Origin of the sequence: Nocardia sp. PE-7 (assembly GCF_030486425.1) — a bacterium.
Taxonomy (GTDB): domain Bacteria; phylum Actinomycetota; class Actinomycetes; order Mycobacteriales; family Mycobacteriaceae; genus Nocardia; species Nocardia salmonicida_A.
Window position 1 is genome coordinate 4,876,920 of the sequence record NZ_CP129614.1, and the last position, 22,566, is coordinate 4,899,485.

At 69.1% G+C, this 22,566-nt stretch carries 18 protein-coding genes and 1 riboswitch; of the genes, 7 read left to right on the plus strand and 11 right to left on the minus strand.

The window, feature by feature from the left end; translation table 11 throughout:
- Positions 1-35: 35 nt before the first annotated feature.
- Positions 36-584: a GtrA family protein gene (locus tag QX204_RS23010; RefSeq protein ID WP_063055874.1), complete on the plus strand. Its 549-nt coding sequence runs from the start codon at positions 36-38 to the stop codon at positions 582-584.
- Here QX204_RS23010 and coaD read toward each other — a convergent pair.
- The 3 genes from coaD to QX204_RS23025 are packed head-to-tail and all read right to left on the minus strand — an operon-like array spanning position 581 to position 5,028.
- Positions 581-1,066, minus strand: coding sequence for a pantetheine-phosphate adenylyltransferase (gene coaD, locus QX204_RS23015; RefSeq protein ID WP_063055873.1), 486 nt, complete (start codon positions 1,064-1,066; stop codon positions 581-583). The genes QX204_RS23010 and coaD overlap by 4 nt on opposite strands.
- A gap of 3 nt (positions 1,067-1,069) precedes the next feature.
- Positions 1,070-1,633: a 16S rRNA (guanine(966)-N(2))-methyltransferase RsmD gene (gene rsmD, locus QX204_RS23020; RefSeq protein WP_301902231.1), complete on the minus strand. Its 564-nt coding sequence runs from the start codon at positions 1,631-1,633 to the stop codon at positions 1,070-1,072.
- Positions 1,630-5,028, minus strand: a complete 3,399-nt coding sequence (locus tag QX204_RS23025; protein WP_301902233.1) for a pyruvate carboxylase — start codon at positions 5,026-5,028, stop codon at positions 1,630-1,632. The genes rsmD and QX204_RS23025 overlap by 4 nt, the downstream gene beginning before the upstream one ends.
- Positions 5,029-5,318: 290 nt before the next feature.
- Positions 5,319-5,516, plus strand: a riboswitch (cobalamin riboswitch).
- Between the two features lie 140 nt (positions 5,517-5,656).
- On the opposite strand from QX204_RS23025, the gene metE reads away from it, so the two are divergent.
- Complete coding sequence (metE, locus tag QX204_RS23030) at positions 5,657-7,921, plus strand: 5-methyltetrahydropteroyltriglutamate--homocysteine S-methyltransferase (RefSeq protein WP_301902234.1); 2,265 nt, start codon at positions 5,657-5,659, stop codon at positions 7,919-7,921.
- 71 nt (positions 7,922-7,992) lie between these two features.
- Here the strand turns inward: metE and QX204_RS23035 are convergent, their stop codons facing one another.
- The 3 genes from QX204_RS23035 to QX204_RS23045 are packed head-to-tail and all read right to left on the minus strand — an operon-like array spanning position 7,993 to position 11,575.
- Entirely contained in the window at positions 7,993-9,135 is a 1,143-nt protein-coding gene (locus QX204_RS23035) for a bifunctional 2-methylcitrate synthase/citrate synthase (RefSeq protein WP_301902235.1), read from the minus strand.
- A 2-nt stretch (positions 9,136-9,137) separates the two neighbouring features.
- The gene (gene prpB, locus QX204_RS23040; protein ID WP_301902236.1) at positions 9,138-10,052 is read right to left on the minus strand and encodes a methylisocitrate lyase; all 915 of its coding nucleotides are present in this window, start codon (positions 10,050-10,052) and stop codon (positions 9,138-9,140) included.
- Positions 10,052-11,575, minus strand: a complete 1,524-nt coding sequence (locus tag QX204_RS23045) for an MmgE/PrpD family protein (RefSeq protein WP_301902237.1) — start codon at positions 11,573-11,575, stop codon at positions 10,052-10,054. The genes prpB and QX204_RS23045 overlap by 1 nt, the downstream gene beginning before the upstream one ends.
- A gap of 383 nt (positions 11,576-11,958) precedes the next feature.
- Here QX204_RS23045 and QX204_RS23050 point away from each other — a divergent pair, with 383 nt between their 5' ends.
- Positions 11,959-13,383, plus strand: coding sequence for a short-chain fatty acyl-CoA regulator family protein (locus tag QX204_RS23050; protein ID WP_301902239.1), 1,425 nt, complete (start codon positions 11,959-11,961; stop codon positions 13,381-13,383).
- Positions 13,384-13,397: 14 nt separating this feature from the next.
- On the opposite strand, the gene recG is transcribed toward QX204_RS23050, so the two are convergent.
- Together recG and QX204_RS23060 are read right to left on the minus strand one after the other, a co-directional pair.
- Positions 13,398-15,656 carry an ATP-dependent DNA helicase RecG gene (gene recG / locus QX204_RS23055; protein ID WP_301902241.1) on the minus strand — a complete coding sequence of 753 codons (2,259 nt, stop codon included), beginning with the start codon at positions 15,654-15,656 and terminating at the stop codon, positions 13,398-13,400.
- Positions 15,657-17,504, minus strand: a complete 1,848-nt coding sequence (locus tag QX204_RS23060; RefSeq protein WP_301902242.1) for a fatty acid kinase ATP-binding subunit FakA — start codon at positions 17,502-17,504, stop codon at positions 15,657-15,659.
- 315 nt (positions 17,505-17,819) lie between these two features.
- On the opposite strand from QX204_RS23060, the gene rpmB reads away from it, so the two are divergent.
- The 3 genes from rpmB (at position 17,820) to QX204_RS23075 (ending at position 19,471) form a co-directional block, all read left to right on the plus strand.
- Positions 17,820-18,011 (plus strand): 50S ribosomal protein L28, encoded by a 192-nt coding sequence (rpmB, locus tag QX204_RS23065; RefSeq protein WP_011210730.1) that lies wholly within the window; start codon positions 17,820-17,822, stop codon positions 18,009-18,011.
- Between the two features lie 96 nt (positions 18,012-18,107).
- Positions 18,108-18,596, plus strand: coding sequence for a GNAT family N-acetyltransferase (locus QX204_RS23070; RefSeq protein ID WP_301902259.1), 489 nt, complete (start codon positions 18,108-18,110; stop codon positions 18,594-18,596).
- A gap of 86 nt (positions 18,597-18,682) precedes the next feature.
- Positions 18,683-19,471 (plus strand): enoyl-CoA hydratase/isomerase family protein, encoded by a 789-nt coding sequence (locus QX204_RS23075; RefSeq protein ID WP_301902261.1) that lies wholly within the window; start codon positions 18,683-18,685, stop codon positions 19,469-19,471.
- 186 nt (positions 19,472-19,657) lie between these two features.
- Here QX204_RS23075 and QX204_RS23080 read toward each other — a convergent pair whose 3' ends face one another.
- The 3 genes from QX204_RS23080 to QX204_RS23090 are packed head-to-tail and all read right to left on the minus strand — an operon-like array spanning position 19,658 to position 21,631.
- Positions 19,658-19,909, minus strand: coding sequence for a hypothetical protein (locus tag QX204_RS23080; RefSeq protein ID WP_062986963.1), 252 nt, complete (start codon positions 19,907-19,909; stop codon positions 19,658-19,660).
- Between the two features lie 49 nt (positions 19,910-19,958).
- Positions 19,959-20,642: a uracil-DNA glycosylase gene (locus tag QX204_RS23085; protein ID WP_301902264.1), complete on the minus strand. Its 684-nt coding sequence runs from the start codon at positions 20,640-20,642 to the stop codon at positions 19,959-19,961.
- An 11-nt stretch (positions 20,643-20,653) separates the two neighbouring features.
- A complete protein-coding gene (locus QX204_RS23090) occupies positions 20,654-21,631 on the minus strand; it encodes a thiamine-phosphate kinase (protein ID WP_301902265.1) in 978 nt (325 codons plus the stop codon).
- Positions 21,632-21,777: 146 nt separating this feature from the next.
- On the opposite strand from QX204_RS23090, the gene QX204_RS23095 reads away from it, so the two are divergent.
- The gene (locus QX204_RS23095; protein ID WP_301902266.1) at positions 21,778-22,521 is read left to right on the plus strand and encodes a DUF3515 domain-containing protein; all 744 of its coding nucleotides are present in this window, start codon (positions 21,778-21,780) and stop codon (positions 22,519-22,521) included.
- Positions 22,522-22,566 lie beyond the last annotated feature (45 nt).

Sequence of the window (22,566 nt, forward strand, 5' to 3'; positions counted from 1 at the left end):
CCTCGACGTCTGTTCATGTGGGATCGGAGTCGAACATGACCCTCCTGGAAACTCCTAGGAGTCCGGTGTCGCACGTCGCGGGCATGTTCACTCCCTGGACCGGCCCGTTCCCCGTGGTGACGCCGAGTGAAGTCGCACCCGCGCTGCGCCCGCAGTTCGAGGGCGCGCTCACCTACCTGCGCGGCGACCGCGCGCTTCCCCAGCTCTTCCGATTCGCCCTCGTCGGCGGTTCGAGCAATATCGCTTACGTCCTGCTGTTCTTCGCGATGCACAGCATCGGTCCGCTGGTCGCCAATGTGGCCGGATCGGTGGTCAGCACGATCATCGCCAACGAATTCCACCGCCAGCTCACGTTCCACGCCACGGACCGGGTCACCTGGTTCACCGCGCAGTGGGAAGGCGGCGGGATCGCGTTGATCGGCCTCGCGATCACGACCGCGTGTTTGGCCGGGTTGGATTTCTGGGCGCCGAGCCTGGGTGACATCACGCAGGCACTGACGGTCCTGGCGATCACCGCCGCCGTCGGCGGGCTGCGATTCCTCGCCTTGCGAGGGCTCTTCCGTCTCCCCGCGACTGCCGGCTAGCCCCGGCGTTCGGCCAAGCGGTCCAGCAGCCGCTTGTGCACCGCCGGCGGGAGCATGTCGCTCACGTCGCCGCCGTAGGCCGCCACTTCTTTCACCAGCGAGCTGGACAGGAAGCTCAGTGACGGGTTGGTGGCGATGAAGAAGGTGTCGACGCCTGCCAGCTTGTGGTTCATCTGGGCCATCTGGAGTTCGTAGCCGAAGTCGCCCGCGTCGCGCAGACCCTTGACGATCGCGCTGATGCCCTCCTGCTTGGCGAAATCGACGGTCAGCCCCTGCCAGGACGCGACGCGCACGTTCGGCAGGTGGGCGACTGATTCGCGCAGCAGTTCCATGCGCTCTTCGACGGTGAACATGCCCTGTTTCTTGGGATTCACGTTCACCGTGACGATCACTTCGTCGAACTGTGCGGCCGCGCGGGCGAACACGTCGAGGTGACCATTGGTGACCGGGTCGAAGGAGCCGGGGCACAGTGCTGCAGCCATACCTCAGACGCTAGCACCGAACTCGGCGAGCTCGATCCGGGTCTCCCCGTACTTGCGCACCTTCACCGCCACATAGCCTGCGGGCCAGGTGATCTCGGGGGAACGGCTCGATCGCTCCACCGCAACCAGCGCGTCGGGCGCGAGCCAGCCGTTGCTCGCCAGGGCGGCGAGGTCGGCGATCACGTCCTCGGTGCTCACGTCGTACGGCGGATCCGAGAACACCACGTCATAGGCCCTCGGCGCGGTCTGTCGCAGCACCGAGGAGACAGTGCCGAGCCGCAATTCCGCACCGGGCAGACCGAGCTCGGCGATATTGGCGCGCACCACCTCGGCCGCCTTGCGGTCGGACTCGACCAGCAACGCCTGTTCGGCCCCGCGCGAGAGGGCTTCCAGCCCCAGCGCGCCCGAGCCCGCGTACAGGTCGAGGACCAGCGTGCCGTCCAGATCGAGGCGGGCGTCGATCGCGCTGAAGAGGGCTTCGCGCACCCGATCCGAGGTGGGCCGGGTGCCCGCGGGCGGCACCTTCAAGCGCCGCCCGCCCGCCACACCCGCGACGATGCGTGTCATTCCGACTCGCGTGCGACCAGTTCCACCAGCAGGTCGCCGCCCTCGACCTGCTGCACCTTGGCGGTCGCGATCCGGCCGACGACGCCGCCGCGCGGTGCGGTGATGGCGGCTTCCATCTTCATCGCCTCGATGGTGCCGACCGTGTCACCGGCGTGGATCTCGTCGCCCTCGGACACCGCCAGGGTCACCACACCGGCGAACGGCGCCGCGATGTGGCCCGCGTTGTTCTTGTCGGCCTTCTCCGCGGCGGGCACCTCGGAGGCGACGGACCTGTCCCGCACCGCGACCGGGCGCAGCTGCCCGTTCATGATGCACATGACCGTGCGCATGCCCTTCTCGTCGGGCTCGGAGATCGCTTCGAGGCCGATGAGCAGGGTGACGCCCTTCTCCAGCTGCACGCGGTGCTCTTCGCCGCGGCGCAGGCCGTAGAAGAACTGGTTCTCCGACAGCCCGGTGGTGTCGCCGTACTTCTCGCGGTGGGTGTTGAACTCGGCGGTCGGGCCGGGGAACAGCAGCCGGTTCAGCGTGGCGCGGCGCTCGTCGGAGGAGCCGTCGAGGGCCTTCTGGTCGGCCGGGCTCAGCGGGGTCTCGGGCTTGGGTTCGTTGCGCCCGGCCAGTGCCTTGCTGCGGAACGGCTCGGGCCAGCCGCCCGCGGGGGTGCCGAGCTCGCCGCGCAGGAAGCCGATCACCGAGTCGGGGATGTCGTAGCGGCCCGGATCGGCGGCGAAGTCCTCGATATCGACGCCGGTGCCGACCAGCGCCAGCGCGAGGTCGCCGACCACCTTCGACGACGGGGTCACCTTGATCAGGCGACCCAGCAGCCGGTCGGCGGCCGCGTACTTGGCCTCGACCTCTTCGAACCGGTCGCCCAGGCCGAGCGCGATGGCCTGCTGACGCAGGTTCGACAGCTGACCACCCGGGATCTCGTGGGTGTACACCCGCCCGGTCGGCGCGGGCAGGCCCGACTCGAACGGCGCGTAGACCTTGCGCAACGCCTCCCAGTACGGCTCGAGATCGCACACGTTCTGCAGGTTCAGGCCGGTGTCGTGTTCGGTGTGCGCGGTGGCGGCGACGATCGCCGACAGCGCGGGCTGACTCGTGGTGCCCGCCATCGCCGCGGACGCACCGTCGACCGCGTCGGCTCCGGCCTGCCAGGCCGCCAGGTAGGTGGCCAGCTGTCCGCCGGGGGTGTCGTGGGTGTGCACATGCACCGGCAGATCGAAGTTGCTGCGCAGCGCGGTGACGAGTTTCGCGGCCGCGGGGGCGCGCAGCAGACCGGCCATGTCCTTGATCGCGAGGACGTGCGCGCCCGCGTCGACGATCTGCTCGGCCAGCTTCAGGTAGTAGTCGAGGGTGTAGAGCGACTCGTTCGGGTCGAGCAGGTCGCCGGTGTAGCTCAGCGCCACTTCGGCGACGGCGGTACCGGTTTCGCGGACCGCGTCGATCGCCGGACGCATCTGGTCGACATTGTTGAGCGCGTCGAAGATGCGGAAGATATCGATACCGGTCGTGGCGGCTTCGGAAACGAACGCGCGCGTGACCTGTTCGGGGTAGGGCGTGTAGCCGACGGTGTTGCGACCGCGCAGCAGCATCTGCAGGCAGATGTTGGGCACGGCTTCGCGCAGGGCAGCCAAGCGTTCCCACGGGTCCTCGTGCAGGAATCGCAGTGCCACGTCGTAGGTCGCACCGCCCCACGCCTCGATGGAGAGCAGCTCCGGGGTCAGTCGCGCGACGTGCCCCGCCACACCGAGCAGACCGTTGGTGCGCACGCGGGTGGCCAGCAGGGACTGATGCGCGTCCCGGAAGGTGGTGTCGGTGACGCCGAGCGCCTTCTGCTCGCGCAGGGCACGGGCGAAACCCTCCGGCCCGAGGGCCAGCAGTCGCTGGCGCGAGCCGTCCGGCGGCGGCAGCGTCAGGTCGACGGCGGGCAGCTTGTCGTACGGGTACACCGTGGTCGGGCGGTCGCCGTTGGGCTTGTTGACGGTGATGTCGGCCAGGTAGGTCAGGATCTTGGTGCCGCGGTCGGCCGACCCGCGCGAGGTGAGCAGCTCGGGACGCTCGTCGATGAACGACGTGGTCACCCGGCCTGCCTGGAAATCGGGATCGTCGAGCACCGACAGCAGGAACGGGATGTTGGTCGTCACGCCGCGAATACGGAATTCGGCCAGCGCGCGACGAGCGCGTGCGGCGGCGGCGGGCAGGTCGCGACCACGGCAGGTGAGCTTGACCAGCATCGAGTCGAAGTAGGCGCCGATCTCGGCGCCCAGGTTCGCGCCACCGTCGAGGCGGATGCCCGCGCCGCCCGGCGTGCGGTAGGCGGTGATGCGGCCGGTGTCGGGGCGGAACCCGTTGGCCGGGTCCTCGGTGGTGATGCGGCACTGCAGCGCGGCACCGCGGATCTGCACCGTCTCCTGGCTCAGACCCAGGTCAGCCAGGGATTCCCCCGCCGCGATCCGCAGCTGCGACTGCACCAGGTCGACGTCGGTGATCTCCTCGGTGACCGTGTGCTCCACCTGGATGCGCGGGTTCATCTCGATGAACACGTGGTTGCCACGCTCGTCCAGCAGGAACTCCACAGTCCCCGCGTTGATGTAGCCGATCTGGCGGGCGAAGGCCACCGCGTCGGCGCAGATACGTTCGCGCAGTTCGGGCGACAGGTTCGGAGCGGGCGCGAGCTCGATCACCTTCTGGTGGCGACGCTGCAGCGAACAGTCGCGCTCGAACAGGTGCATCACATTGCCGTGCTGGTCGGCCAGGATCTGTACCTCGATGTGGCGCGGATTCACCACCGCCTGTTCGAGGAACACCGTCGGATCACCGAACGCCGACTCCGCTTCCCGCGACGCCGCTTCGATCGACTCACGCAAGAGCTCCGGCGTGGCGACCCGGCGCATGCCACGACCACCACCACCGGCGACGGCCTTGACGAAGATCGGGTATTCGAGTTCGGCTGAGGCAGTGAGCAATTCGTCGATATCGGCCGAGGGCGCGCTGGACTTCAGCGTCGGCAGACCGGCCGCCTTGGCCGCTTCGATGGCCGTGGCCTTGTTGCCCGCCATCTCGAGGATCTCGGCGGTGGGGCCGATGAACGTGATGCCCTCGGCGGCACAGGCCGCGGCGAGGTCGGGGTTCTCCGACAGGAAGCCGTAGCCGGGGTAGATCGCGTCGGCGCCCGCGCTCTTGGCGGCCTCGACGATCGCCTCGATCGACAGATACGCGCGAACCGGGTGGCCCTCTTCGCCGATCTGGTAGGACTCGGCCGCCTTGAGGCGATGCACCGAATTGCGATCCTCGTACGGGAATACCGCGACCGTTCCGATGCCGAGTTCGTAGGCCGCGCGGAAGGCACGGATAGCGATCTCACCACGATTTGCGACCAAGACTTTCGAGAACATTGGCCTACGGTACCCGGCCGTGAGGCGCGGTCGGACACGCAAGGTGGCTTCGCAGCAATCTTCACACCGCACACCCGCCCACCTGCGAAGTTGCGTTCATCAGGCCGTCACATCTCACCGCGTGGAGCCGCCCGCGGTGCGCGTGGTGGACCTCGGCGCAACCGCAGGTCACGGCCCTGTTCGCGACGGGGCGGTGTCCCGCGCCCCCGTCGAGGGCCTATGCTGAGGGCGCAGCTGGTTCGCCCGCGCGGTGGAAGAGTCGGAGCCCCGACCTCCCGCGTAGGCGTCGAAACCCGGGTGCGGATCATGTTCCGCACCGGGTGAGAGGGAACCCGGTGAGAATCCGGGACTGTCCCGCAGCGGTGAGCGGGAACGACCGCCGTCAACAGCACTGGGCATCATGCCTGGGAAGCGACGGCCAGTAGGTCGGTCGATCACACGACCGGTGCCCGCGAGTCCGAAGACCTGCCGACTGTGCCGGATACGCCGTATCCGGCGGCCACCGCCTCGTGGATCGGGCGCGCGGACCACCGATGCCGACTGTCGTATCTTTCGCGACGTGTCCGGTCCTGTGGCGTGCGCCCGCGAAAAGGCGACGGCTCTCCCTGCACGACACTGGAGAATCTCCGTGACTGTTTCGCACACCCCTTTCACCGCAACGGTTCTCGGCCTACCGCGAGTGGGCCCGAACCGGGAACTCAAGCGCGCCACCGAGTCCTACTGGGCGGGCCGCGCCGATGCCGCGCACCTGCACGCGGTCGGCCGTCAGCTCCGTCGAGCCCAGCTCACCGAATTGGCCGCGGCGGAACTCGATTCGGTGCCGGTGGGCACCTTCTCCTACTACGACCAGATGCTCGACACCGCAGAACTGCTCGGCGCTCTGCCGCCGCGCGTCGCCACCATCGCCGATCCGCTCGACCGCTATTTCGCGGCCGCGCGCGGCACCGACACGGTCGCTCCGCTGGAGATGACCAAGTGGTTCGACACCAACTACCACTACCTGGTGCCCGAAATCGACGCGGCCACCACCTTCTCACTGCATCCCGGCAAGCTGCTGACCGAACTCGACGAAGCGATCGAGCTCGGCGTCCCCGCACGTCCGGTGGTGATCGGTCCGATCACCTTCCTGAAGCTGGCCAAGGCCACCGGTGGTGCCGCGCTCGAGCGTCTGCCCGAGCTGGTGCCGCTCTACCTCGACCTGCTGGCCCAGCTGGCGGACGCGGGCGCGCAGTGGGTACAGATCGATGAGCCGGTGCTGGTCACCGACCTGACCGAGGCGGAGATCGCCCTGGTCGGCCAGACCTACAGCGCGCTGTCGGCCGCACAGAACCGGCCCGCGATCCTGGTCGCCACCTACTTCGGGCACCCCGACGCCGCCCTGGCGGTGTTGGCCGAGACCGAGATCGAGGGTGTCGCTCTCGATTTCACCGCGGGCGCCGATATCGCGGCGGTCGCCGCGCTGCCTGCCCTGGCTCGTAAGTTGCTGGTGGCAGGCGTGGTCGACGGCCGCAATATCTGGCGCGCCGACCTCGACGCCGTTCTCGGCACCCTGGGCACGCTGCTCGGCAGCGCCGATTCGGTGGCGGTGTCGAGTTCGTGCTCGCTGCTGCACGTGCCGTATTCGCTGGCCCCCGAGACCGGACTGGACGAGCGGCTGCGCTCGTGGCTGGCCTTCGGCGCCGAGAAGGTCGACGAGGTGCGCGTGCTGGCCACCGCGCTCACCGCGGGTGTCGACACCGTCGCCGACGACCTGGCCGCGGCCCGCGCCGCCGCCGACTCACGCCGGACCGACCCGCGACTGCACAACGAGCAGGTCCGGGCCCGATTGGCCGAACTCGACGAGCACGACCTGACCCGCTCCCCCGCCGACGAGCGTCGCACCCTGCAGCGCGATCACCTCGACCTGCCGGCGCTGCCGACCACCACCATCGGCTCCTACCCGCAGACCTCCGCCATCCGGCTGGCCCGCGCCGCGCTGCGCAAGGGCGAGATCGACCAGGCCGAGTACGTCGGGCGGATGCGGGCCGAGATCGCCGATGTGATCACCCTGCAGGAAAAACTCGGTCTCGACGTACTGGTGCACGGCGAACCCGAACGCAACGACATGGTGCAGTACTTCGCCGAACTGCTGGACGGTTTCGCCGTCACCGACGCGGGCTGGGTGCAGTCCTACGGAACTCGCTGCGTGCGCCCGCCGATCCTGTTCGGCGATGTGACCCGGCCCGAGGCGATGACGCTGTCCTGGATCGGGTACGCCCAGTCGTTGACCACCAAGCCGGTCAAGGGCATGCTCACCGGCCCGGTGACCATCCTGGCGTGGTCGTTCGTCCGCGACGACCAGCCGCTGGGTGAGTCGGCCCGCCAGGTCGCGCTCGCCATCCGGGACGAGACCGTCGACCTGGAAGCTCAGGGCACGCGGATCATCCAGGTCGACGAGCCCGCCCTGCGCGAACTGCTGCCGCTGCGTGCCGCCGAACAGCCCGCGTACCTGCAGTGGTCGGTGGATTCGTTCCGCCTGGCCACCGCGGGTGTCGCCGACACCACCCAGGTGCACACCCACCTGTGCTACTCGGAGTTCGGCGAGGTCATCTCGGCGATCGCGGGCCTCGACGCCGATGTCACCTCGATCGAGGCGGCGCGCTCGCACATGGAGGTCCTCGACGATCTGAACGCGGCCGGTTTCGCGCTCGGCGTCGGGCCGGGCGTCTACGACATCCACTCGCCGCGGGTGCCGTCGGTCGAGGAGATCACGGCCTCGCTGTCGGCGGCATTGAAAGCGGTTCCGGCCGAGCGCCTCTGGGTGAACCCGGACTGCGGACTCAAGACTCGCGGACCGGTGGAGGTCGAAGCGTCGCTGCGGAATCTGGTGACGGCGGCCGCAGCACTGCGCTGACCGACCGGATCAGTCCATAGACCACTGCCCCGGACGAAAGATCTTGCGTCCGGGGCAGTGTGGTCGGCGACTCAGCTCGCCCGGGCGACCGGGACCGGGCGCTGCGCCACGCCGCGATATTCCGAGAGCGGCCGGATCAGCGCGTTGGCGGCCGACTGCTCGGCGATATGCGCGGTCCAGCCGGTGATCCGGCTCATCACGAAGATGGGCGTGAACATCTCGATATCGAAGCCCATCAGGTAATAGGCCGGACCCGCGGGGAAGTCGAGATTCGGTGCGATGCCGGTCTTGTCGGCCATCGCGGCGGCGAGTTCGTCGTACATCCGAACCCACTGCCGGCCACCGGTCACCGCCGCGACGTCGTCGAGGGCGGCCTTCATGGTCGGCACCCTGGAATCGCCGTTGCGGTACACCCGATGCCCGAAGCCCATCACTTTGCGCTTGGCGGTGAGCGTTTCGGCGACCCAGGCCTTCGCGAGCGCGGGGTCGGCGATCTCCAGCATCGTGTGCATCACCGCCTCGTTGGCGCCGCCGTGCAGGCGACCCTTCAGGGCGCCGATCGCCGCGGTGATCGCGCTGTACATATCCGAGCCGGTGGAGGTCACCACGCGCGCGGCGAAGGTCGAGGCGTTGAAACCGTGCTCGGCGTAGAGGATCAGGGAGATCTCGAACGCGCGCACGATCCGCAGTTCCGGCACCGCGCCGAAGCACATGTACAGGAAGTTCTCGGCGAAGCCGAGCTGGGAGTGCGGTGCGATCGGGTCGAGCCCGCGTCGTCTGCGCATCGCCGTCGCGATCACCGTCGGCAACAGGGCGGTCAATCGCAGTGCGGCGTCGAGTCTTTCGCGCTCGCTCTCGCTGTCCGAGGCGACGTCTTCGGTACCCAGGTAGCTCACGACCGTGCGGACCGCGTCCATCGGGTGGCAGGTGTCGGGCATCTTCTCCAGCAGCGCGAGCACCGACCGGTCGATCCGACGCTGAGCGCGTTCTCGCTGGCAGAGCAGCTGCAGCTGGCCGTCGTCGGGGAGTTCGCCGTGCCACAGCAGATAGGCGACCTCCTCGAAACCGCACCGCGCGGCCAGGTCCTGCACCGGGTAGCCCCGGTAGGTCAGCGAGTTGGTCTCGGCGACCACCTTGGAGATGCTCGTCGTGTCGACCACCACCCCGGCCAGACCCTTGGCGATGGCGGATCGTGTCGTGTGTCCACTGGTCATGCTCACTCACCCACCATGAAATCGAAGATGCCGGAGTCGAATTCGTTGTAGTGCCGGTAACCGAGCAGTTCATAGAGCCGAGACCGGTGCTGCATGCGGTCCAGCAGCGCCGATTGCGTTCCAGCCGTGGCTATTTCGCGCAGCCCGTCCTCGATCGCGCCCATCGCCAGTCGCAACGTGGTGACCGGGTAGATCACCGCGTTGTAGCCGAGATCGGTCAGTGTCCGCGCGCTCAGCAGCGGCGTCTTGCCGAATTCGGTCATGTTCGCGAGCAGCGGGATATTTACGGCGGCGCGGAACTTCGCGAACTCGGCTTCCTCGGCCAGCGCCTCGGTGAAGATCAGATCCGCGCCCGCGTCGGCGTAGGCCCTGGCCCGCTCGATCGCCGCGTCGAGGCCCTCGATCGCGCGCGCGTCGGTGCGGGCGCAGATCACGAAGTCCGGATCGCGGCGCACCGCCACGGCGGCGCGGATGCGGCGCACCATCTCGGCCGTGTCGACGACGGCCTTGCCGTCGAGGTGTCCGCATCGTTTCGGGTTCACCTGGTCCTCGAGATGACATCCGGCCAGGCCGGCGTCTTCGAGCAGGGTCACCGTGCGGGCCGCGTTCATCGGTTCACCGAAGCCGGTGTCGGCGTCGATGAGAACGGGCAGATCGGTGGCGCGCGCGATCTGACGGCCACGTTCGACGACCTCGGTGAGCGTGGTCAGGCCGATATCGGGCAGGGCGAGTTCGGCCGAGATCACCGCGCCCGACACGTAGACGCCGTCGAAGCCGATCTCCTGGATCAGCTTGGCCACCAGTGGGTTCACCGCTCCGGGCAGTCGTTGCAGCCGACCGGAAGCCAGCCCGGCACGCAAGCTCGCCCGCTTCTGCGCGGCGGTGGTGTGCGCGGCGAGCAGTCCCGAAACAGTCATCAGAACAACCCTTCCCGCGCGGCGGGCAGCCGGTCGAACAGCGCGGGGTCGACCGCGAAGCTCAGCTGATCGAGCTCACCCGCGCCGAGTTCCGGTGTGCGCTGGGCGGCATCGAGGAAGCGGTCCTGTTCGGCGGGCGTGACCACACCGTCGGCGAGGACGCGGAACTTCTCGAGGTACTGCTCGCGCGCGAACGGCCGCGCGCCCAGCGGATGCGCGTCGGCGACCGCCAGTTCGTCGACGATCACCTCGCCGTCGTCGAGGGTCACCACCGCGCGGGCGCCGAAGGCCTTCTCGGCGGGATCGGTCGCGTGATAGCGGCGGGTCCACTCGGGGTCCTCGACCGTGGCGATCTTGTGCCACAGCGCCACGGTGTCGGGTCGCTGGGCACGCTCGGGCGCGTAGGAGCGCTCGTGGTGCCAGGTGCCGTCCTGCAAGGCGACCGCGAAGATATAGGGCAGCGAGTGGTCGAGGGTCTCTCGACTGGCGTGTGGATCGAACTTCTGCGGGTCGCCGGATCCGGTGCCGATCACAGAGTGCGTGTGATGGCTGGTGTGCAGCACGATCGAGGCGATGCGGTCGGTATCGGTGATCCGGTCGCGCAGTCGACGCGCGAGGTCGATCGGGGCCTGGCTCTGGTATTCGGCCGAGTGCTCCTTGGTGTAGCTGTCCAGAATGGCGCGCTTGGCCTCGCCCGGATTCGGCAGCGGCACCTGGTACTCGACGTCCGTGCCGCCGAGCAGCCACGCGATCACTCCGTCGGCGCCCTCCCAGATGGGCGCGGGCGCACCTTCACCGCGCATCGCCCGGTCGACCGCCTCGACGGCCGTCTTCCCGGCGAACGCGGGCGCGTACGCCTTCCAGCTGGAGATCTCGCCCTTGCGTGACTGCCGGGTCGCGGTCGTGGTGTGCAGCGCCTGGCCGACGGCGTGATAGATGGTTTCGGGGTCGAGTCCGAGCACGGTACCGATGCCCGCGGCGGCCGATGGTCCGAGGTGTGCGACGTGGTCGATCTTGTGTTCGTGCAGGCAGATGGCGCGCACCAGGTCGATCTGGATCTCGTAGCCGGTGGCGAGACCGCGGATCAGCTCGGCGCCGCCGCGCCCCGTGTGCTGGGCGACGGCCAGAATCGGCGCGATGTTGTCGCCCGGATGTGAGTACTCCGCCGCGAGAAAGGTGTCGTGGAAGTCGAGCTCGCGCACCGCCACTCCGTTCGCCCATGCTGCCCACTCGGGCGAAACACGCTGCGCGCCGGGCAGTCCGAAGACGGTGGCGCCGTAACGTGCGGAGGTAGCGGACAGCGGATGCGCCGACGCTTGCGCGCGGGCGGTGCGGACCGGACCGCGCAGCACCGACGCCGCGGCCACCGCGGCGTTGTCGATGATTCGGTTCACGATCATCTCGGCGACCTCGCCGGACACCGCCACCGGATCGGCAGCCACCTCCGCGATCAGCGTGGCCAGATGCCGCGACCGCGGGAAGTCCTCGGCGGCCCCGACGCTGCGCACGATATGGGTTTTCATTGATCCTCCGATTCCAGCCGGTCGATCCCAGCCATGCTTCGCACGCTACGCATCGGAGTAACCACCGGATACAGGCTGAACAAGCGTATTTTTGTGTGCGATGGACGACAGATCAGCAACTATTGCGAAGATTTCCGATCAGCCTCGAATCGGTGATACCGAAGCGCTATGGTGATTTTCTCCCGGCCACCACGCGGGACAGCCCCAGTCGCCGCAGGCGATGATTCCGTCGTCGCGAGCGAAACTTTCTCATGCCCCCACCTACTCCTTCGCATGTTACGCACGGGTAGTCACAGGTAAAATCCCTTGCAGCACTGGACTTCTCCCGAGGCATTCGCCACTTTCAGCAAACATTGCGAACAGCTCGCGTTAGGATCTGCGACGTGCGGAAGATGTACGCGGGGGCCAGGCTACGAAGGCTGCGCGAAGAACGGCGGATGACCCAGGCAGCGCTCGCGAAATCGCTGGACCTCTCACCCAGCTATCTCAATCAGCTGGAGCGTGATCAGCGTCCGCTGACCATTCCCGTGCTGCTGAAACTCAACTCGACCTTCGACCTCGACGTGCAGTTCTTCGCCGCCGACTCCGATGCGCGGCTGGTCTCGGACCTGCACGAGGTGCTGGTCGAGGCCGCGGGCGGCGGCGATACCGCGCCGATCACCGAGGTCGAGGAACTGGCGACCAGGCTGCCCGAGGTGGCGCGCATCGTGATCGCGATGCACCGGCGGCTGCGCGCGGCCACCGACCAGCTCGACCTGCTGTCCTCGCGCGTCGACACGCCCGCGGGCGCGCCGGGCACCCCCATGCCCTACGAGGACGTGCGCGACTTCTTCTACGACCACCGCAACCACATCTCGACCCTCGACCACGCCGCCGAGCAGCTGTTCGAGGAATCCGGGCTGAGCATCGGCTCGCTGGATCGCCAGCTCGCCAGGATCGCCGAGGAGCGCGCGGGCGTCACGGTGCTGGTACGTGGCGACGGCGCCGACCCGGCCATCCCGAAACGCCACTACGACCCCGACACCCGCACCCTCACGCTGGCCAGGCGACTGCGCCCGGGGCAGCGCGCCTTCCAGATCGCGACCACGCTCGGTCTGCTGCTCTACGGCCGCGAGATCGACAATGTGCTCGCCGAATCCCGGGCGCTCACCGGCGAATCCCGCACGCTGGCCAGGGTCGGGCTGGCCAACTACTTCGCCGGGGCGTTGATCCTGCCCTACGGGCGGTTCCTGCGCTCGGCCGAGGAACTGCGCTACGACGTCGACCTGCTCGCGCTGCGCTTCGAGGTCGGTTTCGAGACGGTCTGCCATCGGCTCAGCACCCTGCAGCGGCAGGGTCAGCGCGGTGTGCCGTTCTTCCTGGTGCGCACCGATCGGGCGGGCAATATCTCGAAACGACAGTCCGCCACCGCGTTCCACTTCTCCCGGGTGGGCGGCAGCTGCCCGCTGTGGGTCACCCACGAGGCCTTCGCCCACCCCGGCCGCATCCTCACCCAGGTCTCGGAGATGCCCGACGGGCGTCGGTATCTGTGGATCGCGCGCACCACCCCCGCCGCCGCGCAGGGGTTCGGGGCGGCGTCGAAGAACTTCGTCATCGGCCTCGGCTGCGATATCGAATACGCCGACCGGCTGGTGTATTCGCAGGGGCTGCAGCTGGACGATCCACAGGTGGCGGTCCCGATCGGGGCCGGGTGCAAGGTGTGCGAGCGACCCGCGTGCCCACAGCGCGCGTTCCCGCAGATCGGACGTCCGCTGGCCGTGACCGAACACACCAGCACCGACCTGCCGTACCCGCGCCTCCCTCGCTGACCCCGCCTCGGCGGTCAGGACTTGGCGAGGTATTCGATGCGTTCGCCGTCGACCGCGGCCGACATCATGCCCGCCAAGCCCGGGTGGTTCACCAAACCGGGATCCTCGGCGACGACCTGGCGAGCGAGTTCCTGTGCGGCGGTGATCACCTCGAGGTCGTCGAGCAGCGAGAGCAGGCGCAGCGACCGGGCGGTACCGGACTGCGCCGAACCGAGCACATCACCTTCGCGACGCTGGCGCAGATCGAGCACCGAGAGTTCGAAGCCGTCGGTGGTCGCCGCCACCGCCTCGAGCCGCGCCATCGCCGTCCCGCCGGGCGCGGCATCGGTGACCAGCAGGCACAGACCGGGATGCTTGCCACGGCCGATGCGGCCGCGCAACTGGTGCAGCTGACTCACGCCGAACCGGTCGGCGTCGACGATCACCATCACGGTCGCGTTCGGCACGTCGACACCGACCTCGACGACGGTGGTGCAGACCAGGACATCGATCGCGCCGTCGTTGAATTGGCGCATCACGTGGTCTTTTTCGTCGGCCGGCAGCCTGCCGTGCAACAGGCCGACGCGCACACCGGCGAGCGGACCGGCGCCCAGCGTCTCGTACATCTCGACAGCGGCGGCGGTGGTGGGGCCTTCCTTCTCCGCCTTCTTGCCCTTGGCCGGTGGCGCGTCCGGGTCCTCGCCGATGCGCGAGCACACGACATAGGCCTGCCGACCCTGACCGACCTCCTCGACGATGCGCTCCCAGGCGCGATCCACCCACCCCGGATGCAGTTTGCGCGGAACGACTTTCGACACGATCGGCGAGCGCCCCTTGGGAAGCTGGGTGAGCGTGGAGGTTTCGAGGTCGCCGAGGGTGGTCATCGCGATGGTGCGGGGGATCGGCGTCGCCGTCATCACCAGCAGATGCGGGCTGATGCCGTCTTTCGCCTTCGCGCGCAGCGCGTCTCGCTGCTCGACGCCGAAGCGGTGCTGTTCGTCGACCACCACGAGGCCGAGGTCGTAGAACTCGACCGCGTCCTGGATGAGCGCGTGGGTACCGATGACGATGCCCGCCTCACCGGTCATCGCGTCCAGCAGCGCCGCTTTCTTCGCGGCCGTCGACATCGATCCGGTGAGCAGGACGACCTTGGTGGAGTTCTCGGCGGCGCCGAGTTCGCCCGCGTTGCCGAGGTCACCGAGCATGGCGCGCAGCGACCGATAGTGCTGCGCGGCGAGGACTTCGGTCGGCGCGAGCAGCGCGCACTGGCGGCCCGAGTCCACCACCTGCAGCATGGCGTCGAGCGCCACGATCGTCTTGCCCGAGCCCACCTCGCCCTGGAGCAGCCGGTGCATGGGCCGGGTACGCGACAGATCTCGCGAGATCTCCGCGAGCACCTGCTGCTGGCCTTCGGTGAGCTCGAAGGGCAGACGTTCGTCGAAGGCGGCGGCGATTCCCTCGGTCGACGGCGGACAGGCCGGGGCGGTGCGGCCCTCCACCTCGTGACGGCGCTCGGCCAGCACGAGCTGCAGCGCGAGCGCCTCGTCGAAACGGAGCCGGTCCCTTGCCTTCTCGATGTCCAACTTGTGCTCAGGAAGGTGGATCAGGCGCAGCGCTTCCGACAGCGGGAGGAGTCGGCGTTCCTCGCGCAGGTCGGCGGGCAGCGGGTCCTCGATGGGGTCGAGCTGGTCGAGCACCTGGCGGATGCAGGCCAACAGGTCCCAGCTCTGGACCTTGGCGGTCGCCGGATACACCGGAACGAATTCGCGTTCGAAGAACGAGGCATCCACTCCCCCCGCGCCTTTCGCGCTCTGCGCGAGGCCGCGCAGCGCACCGCTGCCACGCACGGACGTGAGTTCCTCCACGCCGGCTTCCGGCTTGTCGGGCAGGATCAGGTAGTCGGGGTGCGAGAGGTTCCAGCGGTCGGGACGCCACCAGTGCACGGTGCCCGACATCATCGCTCGAACACCCTCTTTCACCAGATAGCGCACCTTGTCGCCATTGAAGAAAGTCGCCTCGAGCGGACGCTGCGCTCCGGTGTCGAGCTGCACCTTCAGCAGTGAGCCACGGCGGTTCTTCATCGGGCGCAGTTCGGTTTTCGCGATGCGACCGATGACGGTGATGTGCGCGCCCTCTTCGGGTTCCTCCTCGGTGAGGGGCTGACCCTGGGTCGCGTAGCGCACCGGATAGTGGCGCAACAGATCCTCGACGGTGGTCATGTCGAACGCCTCGGTCAGCCGGTCGGCCGCCTTGACGCCGAGCACGTGGTCGAGCCGGTCACTCAACGTCGCCATCTACTCGACCCCTATCTGCACCAGATCCGCCTGCTGTCCACCGGAATACACGACCACCTCGACACCGGGGAAACCGGCTCTCACATGATCGGCGAGCACCTGCGCCAACTCGGGCCCCGCGTCGGCGCCCATCAGCAATGTCACCAATTCCCCACCGAGACCGAGCATTCGGTCCAGCAGGAGGCTTCCCGCACCGACCACGTCGGGGTCGATCACCACTACATCGTGGCCGACCAGACCCAATCCGTCTCCCGGAGAACACATTCCGACCATCGTCAGCGCCCGCACCCGCGCCGCGCGCAGCGCACCCCACCGTGTGGTCGCGGCCGCCTCCGACATCGCGAAGGCGTCGTCGACCGCGATCCGTCCCCGATCGTGCACGGCCAGCGCCGCGAGGCCCTGCACCATCGACGCGCTCGGCAGCAACAACACATCACGCGACCCGTCACGCGCGGCCGCACCGACCGCGACGAGTTCCTGCGCGGGCAGGGCCCCGTTGGGCAGGACCAGCACCTCACGATTGGGCATACCGCGGATCGCCCGCAGCAGGGTGTTCGTGTCGAGCTGCCGATCCCCCCGCAACACCACCGCGCCCGCGTCCTCGAACAGGCGCGCGGCGGCGGCGCCGCCCACCACCGCCAACACGCCGCGGTCGGCGTCGGGGGTGGCGACGTCTCGGTCGGCGAGACCGGGTGGCCGGTCGCCGTCGTGCTGGGTGCGCGACTCGATCGCCGCGGTGTCGACGTGTGAGTGGTGGGTGTGGCCGAGCGCGTCGGCGCCGTGCCCGTGGTTGCCGCTGTGGGGCGCGGTCACCGCGAAACTCTCGATCCGGATGCCCGTCACGGTGCCCACCGCGAGGCCCGCCTCGATGGCGGCCCCCGCGTCGCGGCAGTGCACATGGGCCGACCAGGTGGTCGCGCCGTCGCCGACCACCACCACGGAGTCACCGAGCACCGCGAGCCGATCACGCAGCCCGCTCGCGGCCGTGTCGTCGGTGCCGGAGATCACGTACATGACCTCGAAGTGCGGATCGGCGTCCTGGTCCCGGTGATCGTTGTCGACGCGGGCGTCGGCGGTCCGGCGCTCGTGGCCGTCCGCGTTCGCGCGTCGACTGTCCGCTTCGTCGTCGCCGTGACCGATCGCACGGGGGTCGCTCTCGTCGTGTCCGTCGACCGGTCGCCGATGCGGCCCGTGATCGGGTCGTTCGCCCCGCGTGTACCTGACCCGATCGGTCGGCTCACCGCAGACTTCGGCCACGAGACAGTCCAGCAGTACCAGCAGTCCCCGCGCCCCGGCGTCGACCACCCCGGCCGCGCGAAGCACACCCAGCTGGGCCGGCGTCTCGCTCAACGCGCGCGCGGCGCCGTCGGCGGCGCAGCGGGCGACGGTCACGAGGGACTGATCGGCCGACTCGGCCGCGGCGACCGCGGCCCGCTCGAGCACGGTCAGGATGGTGCCCTCGACCGGGGCACTGAGCCCGGTGCGGACGAGCACCGCCGAGCGCCGCAGTGCCACCTGCAGCCGTTCACCGGTCAGCGGACCGGCGATGACAGCCTCGGCGATGCCACGCAGAACCTGGGACAGGATGATCCCCGAGTTTCCCCGCGCGCCCGTCGTCGCGCCGCGGGCCAACGCCTGCGCGATCAGATGAGCGGAAGGCGCGTCGTCGGTGATCTGAGCGGCCGTCGCGACGGCCGCTCGCATGGTGGCGAGCAGGTTGGTGCCGGTGTCGGCGTCGGCGATGGGGAACACGTTGAGCGCGTCGATCTCGGCGCGGCGTAGTTCCAGGTCGGTGCGGCAACCGCGAGCCCAGACCAGCAGATCGGGGCCGTCGAGAGACTCCCGCACGTGCGACACCGCCACCTCGCTTCCCCATTCTGCGTGCTCGCGCGCCGAGCACGCACGCCAGGTTAGCGTCAGCGACCGACAGCGCTATGCTGACCTCGGAAGGGCCCTCATCCGGGCTACGCTCGGCCTGTCGACCGGGATACCCCGGTTTGGAAGTTCGAGGCCCGGCCCGCTAGTCTTGCAGGGTTGCCTCGTGCGGCCCACGTGGGTCTGCGCTGGCCGACATCAGTCGGCAAGGCATTTGACGACATCAGTTTCCGGTTCAGCGGGCATACGTGCGCCGCTGTCCGCTTATGACATGAAGGAGCTCGCGACATGGCTGCCGTTTGCGACGTCTGCGCCAAGGGCCCCGGTTTCGGGAAGTCGGTCTCGCACTCGCACCGGCGCACCAACCGTCGCTGGAACCCGAACATCCAGACCGTGCGTGCGCAGGTTGCCCCTGGCAACACCCGCCGGATGAACGTGTGCACCTCCTGCCTGAAGGCGGGCAAGGTCGTCCGCGGCTGATTTTCAGCCCGTACATTCTGCCGACAGTGCCCCGGCACCCCTCGCGGGTGATCCGGGGTTTTGTCGTACAACGGCCGAGCGCCGAACGGGCTCGACGTGGCTGACTGGCGAATCGCGCCGCTGACGGCGACCCGGGTCACCGAACTCGCCGCCTGCCACATCGCCAGCTGGCGCGAAGCCTACGGAACGCTCGTCCCCGATCACATCCTCGACGGCTTCGACCTGGAACGCTCCGCGCTCACCTGGGAACGTCGTCGCGCCGACGGCATCCGCCGGTTGCCGGTCGCGCTGGTCGGCGACCGGCTGATCGGCTTCGCCTCCGGGACGAAGTCGTCCGTACCGGGCCGCTCAGCGTCCACCGAGGATGAACTCGAAGCGCTCTACGTCCGCAGCGCCTGGCACGGCACCGGCATCGCCGACGCCCTGATCGAAGCCGCCACTCCCGGATCACCGTGCACCCTGTGGGTCTTCGCCGACTATCCGCGTGCCCACGCCTTCTACCGCAGGCACGGTTTCACCGACACCGGTATCCGCCGAACCGATCCGTTCACCCTGCTGCCCGAACAATGGTGGCGCCGCGACTGAGAAACGCCGCCGCCGCACCGGGGGTGTACCTCCGTGCGCAAAGGCTGCGGAACGCCGCGCGTGCGGGCCCGATTAAGGTGACGCCCATGAGTACCACCGAACCGGTCCTTGCCGCCGAGGTCATCGACGGCGTCCTGCAGCTGACCATCGCCACCGCCGCCGCAGGCACCTCGATGGATTTCGACCTGATCAACGCGGGCACCGCCGCCCTGCGCGCGCTCGACCCGTCGGTCGGCGCCGTGCTGCTCACCGGCGCGGGCGCGAACTTCTGCGCGGGCGGCAATGTCCGCAATTTCGCCGCCGCCGATGACCGCGGCGCCTACCTGCACGAGCTGGCCGACCAGCTCCACGATTTCGTCCGCGCGCTCGCCGACGCCCCGGTCCCCGTGATCGCCGCCGTCCAGGGCTGGGCGGCGGGTGCGGGCATGAGCCTGGTCTGCGCCGCCGACATCGCGATCGGTGGCCCCTCGACGAAACTGCGCCCCGCCTACCCCGGCATCGGCCTGTCCCCCGACGGCGGTATGTCCTGGTCGCTGCCCCGCATCGTCGGCCGGAGCCGGGCGACCGAGATCCTGCTCACCGACGCCGTACTCGACGCCGACGAGGCCGTGCGCCTCGGCGTCCTGAGCCGCACGGTCGCCGACGAGGACATCCGCGCCGAAGCGTTGCGCGTGGCGCAGACCTTCGTCACCGGCCCCCGCCCCACCTACACGGCCATGAAAAAGCTGCTGGCCCAGTCACCGACGGCAACATTGGACCAGCAGCTGGATTCCGAACGCGACAGCATCTCCGCCGCCGCCAACAGCGACACCGGCCGCGAGGGCGTCGACGCCTTCGTAGGCAAGCGCAAGCCGAACTACGTCGGCCTCACATAGAAGTCACCAACTCCCGCGACTGAACTGACAACCCGGCGCGACCAACGCCACGCCGGAACTCAGCAACCACGGGTTTTCGGCCGCCTCGCATCCGAAGGGCGAGACGGAACGCCGAAGGCGCAGTATCGCCCTTCGGATGCGAGGCCCGCAGGGCCGAAAACCCCCGCGGCGCCAGCCGCCGATAACTCAGCAGGCAGCGCCGAGGGCGCTGAAGGTGTTCTGCAGCAGGCAGGTCACCTTCGCGTTCACGCCGGACGAGATGGTGGAGGTGCCGGTGGAGGTCCATTCCTCGCCGACCTGGGTGGTGGCCACCGGGGCGGCCTGCTCGTCGTAGGGCTCGAGCTGCAGGCCTGCGGCGGTGGCCGAGCCTGCGCCCGCGGTGATGGCGGCGGCCACGGCGGCGGTCGCGAGGGCAGCGCGAACGGTGGAGATGTGCATCGGGTTGTGCTCCTTCATCATTCTCTTCTGGTGCGGGCGACGCCCCGGGTCAGGGCAGCCGCCAGTCGACAGGATCGGCGCCGAGTTCGTCGAGCAGTTCGTTGACCCGCGAGAAGGGTCGGGAACCGAAGAACCCGCGCGAGGCGGAAAGCGGTGAGGGGTGGGCCGATTCGACGTAGGGCACCTCGGCGGCGACGAGGGTGGGCTTCAGCGAGCGAGCGTCGTTGCCCCACAGCACGGCGACGAGCGGCTCGTCGCGGGCGACCAGCGCCCGGATCGCCTGCTCGGTGACCGCTTCCCAGCCTTTGCCGCGATGGGAGGCGGGCGCGCCGGGGGCGACGGTGAGCACTCGGTTCAGCAGCAGCACACCCTGATCCGACCAGGGGCTCAGGTCACCACAGCTCGGGGTATCGAAGCCGAGGTCTTTGCTGTATTCGGCGAAGATGTTGGACAGGCTGCGCGGCACCGGCGAAACCTGTGGCGTGACAGAGAAACTCAGACCCATCGCGTGGCCGGGCGTGGGGTACGGGTCCTGGCCGACGATGAGCACGCGCACCGCGTCGAACGGACGCTGGAAGGCGCGCAGCACGTTCTCCCCTTCGGGGAGGTAGCCGCGGCCTGCCGCGTTCTCTTCACGTAAGAACTCGCCCATTTCGCTGATGCGGTCGGTGACCGGCTCCAGTGCCCGGGCCCAGCCCGGATCGATGATCTCCGACAGTGGTTTGGCACCCATGACCGCACAACCTATCGTTCGTTGTCGGCGGGCGTGGCGTCCACCCCACGGAACGATTCCCAGCCGGTGCCGCCGGTGGGGGCCACGCCGTCGACGGTGACGCCACTGCCTGCGGTTACGACACCGATCGGCCGCCAGCCCGCGGGAACCGAGGCACCGGCGGGCCAGGTTCCGACGAAGGCGTGGTCTTCGCCGCCGGCCAGAATCCATTGCGCCGCATCGGCATCGAGCAATTTCGCCACAGCGTCCAGATCGGGGTCGGCCAGTGCGGCGCGGTGGACATCGATGGCGACGTTCGAGGCGGCGGCGAGGTGGCCGAGGTCGGCGAGCAGGCCGTCGGAGACATCGGTGAGCGCGGTCGGGATGTGCGTGCCGAAGGCATCGAGGACCGCGGCGTAGGGCGGTTGCGGAACACGATGTGTCGCAAGGGCATAGGTGAAGTCCGGATCGGAGGTGTCCGCGCCACCGGTCAATACGGCCAGCCCGGCGCCGGACCAGCCGAGTTCGCCTGCCACAGCGACGATGTCGCCGACGGCGGCGCCGGATCGAGTGATCGCGTTCTGCCCGCCGAGATCGCCGAACGCGGTCACCGAGACGACCAGTTGTTCGCTGCGCACCAGATCGCCGCCCGCGATGGAACCCCCGGCGCGGCTCGCCTCGATCCACATCCCGTCGGCGATCCCTTCGATCACCGTCACGGGGGTGTCGGCGGGGCAGCCGAGCGCGACCACGAACGCCGTCGGCCGCGCGCCCATCGCCACCACGTCGGCGGCGTTCTGGGCGATGGCCTTGCGGCCGATATCGACGGGCGAGGACCAGTCGAGCCGGAAGTGCCTGCCTTCGACGAGCATGTCGGTGCTCACCACGAACCGACCGTCGGGCGCGGCGACCAGCGCGGCGTCGTCACCGGGTCCGAGCAGTACGTGCGCGGCCTGCTCCCGACCGGCGTTGATCCGGTCGATCAGGGCGAATTCGCCCAGCTCACGCACCGTCTGCGGACGGCTGTCCTCGCTGATGACCGATCCCTTCCCGCTGTGCTGCTGACCGACGAAATCGCCCCGACGGTACCCTTTCGAAGGCGATCGGGCACCACCGACGGCGCAGGCGAACCCGCGAACGGAAGGACCACACAGCTATGGCGGACTCGACACCGGAGGATCGCGACCAGGCGAGCACCCCCGACGACACCGCCACTGCCGACGCGGCATCGCCGGGCGACGAGCCGACACCCACCACCGGCGCTCGAGCAGCCGACGCGACCGCTGAGGCTTCCGCCCCGGCCGACGACGACTCGAACGCGGACTCCGACGCCGAGGCGGACAACTCCGACGATGACGATGACGACTTCGAGTCGCATCACTCCCCCGCCCTCATCGCCACCGCGGTCGCCCTGCCCGTCGTGCTGATCGTCGCCGTGCTGGTCGCCGCCTTCATCGCCCTGCGCGCCCCCGTCGAACGCGAACCCCTCGCCCTCGGGCCCGTCCCCGCCCCCGCCGCCGACGGTCCCGCTTGTCAGACCCTGCTGCCCGCCCTGCCCGCCGAACTCGGCGACTACACCAAGGCCACCCTCGTCGAACCCAGCCCGCCTGCCACCCGCGCCTGGCAGCTCCCCGACGGCGGCGACCCGATCACGCTGCGCTGCGGCCTGGACCGCCCCCTCGAATTCAACCGCGCGTCCCCGCTGACGGTGATCGACGGCGTGAAGTGGTTCCAGGTCCGCGACGAGGTGGGAAAGACCGGCACCTGGTTCGCCGTCGACCGCGAAACCTACATCGCCCTGACTGTCCCCGACGGCTCCGGCACCAGCGCGGTGCAGAGCGTGTCCGACATCATCACCGCGAATCTGCCTGCCCGCGAACCGACTCCGGGTGAACTCTGAGCTAACCAGTTGGCGCCGCCGAGCTTTCGAGGACGACCCCGTCGA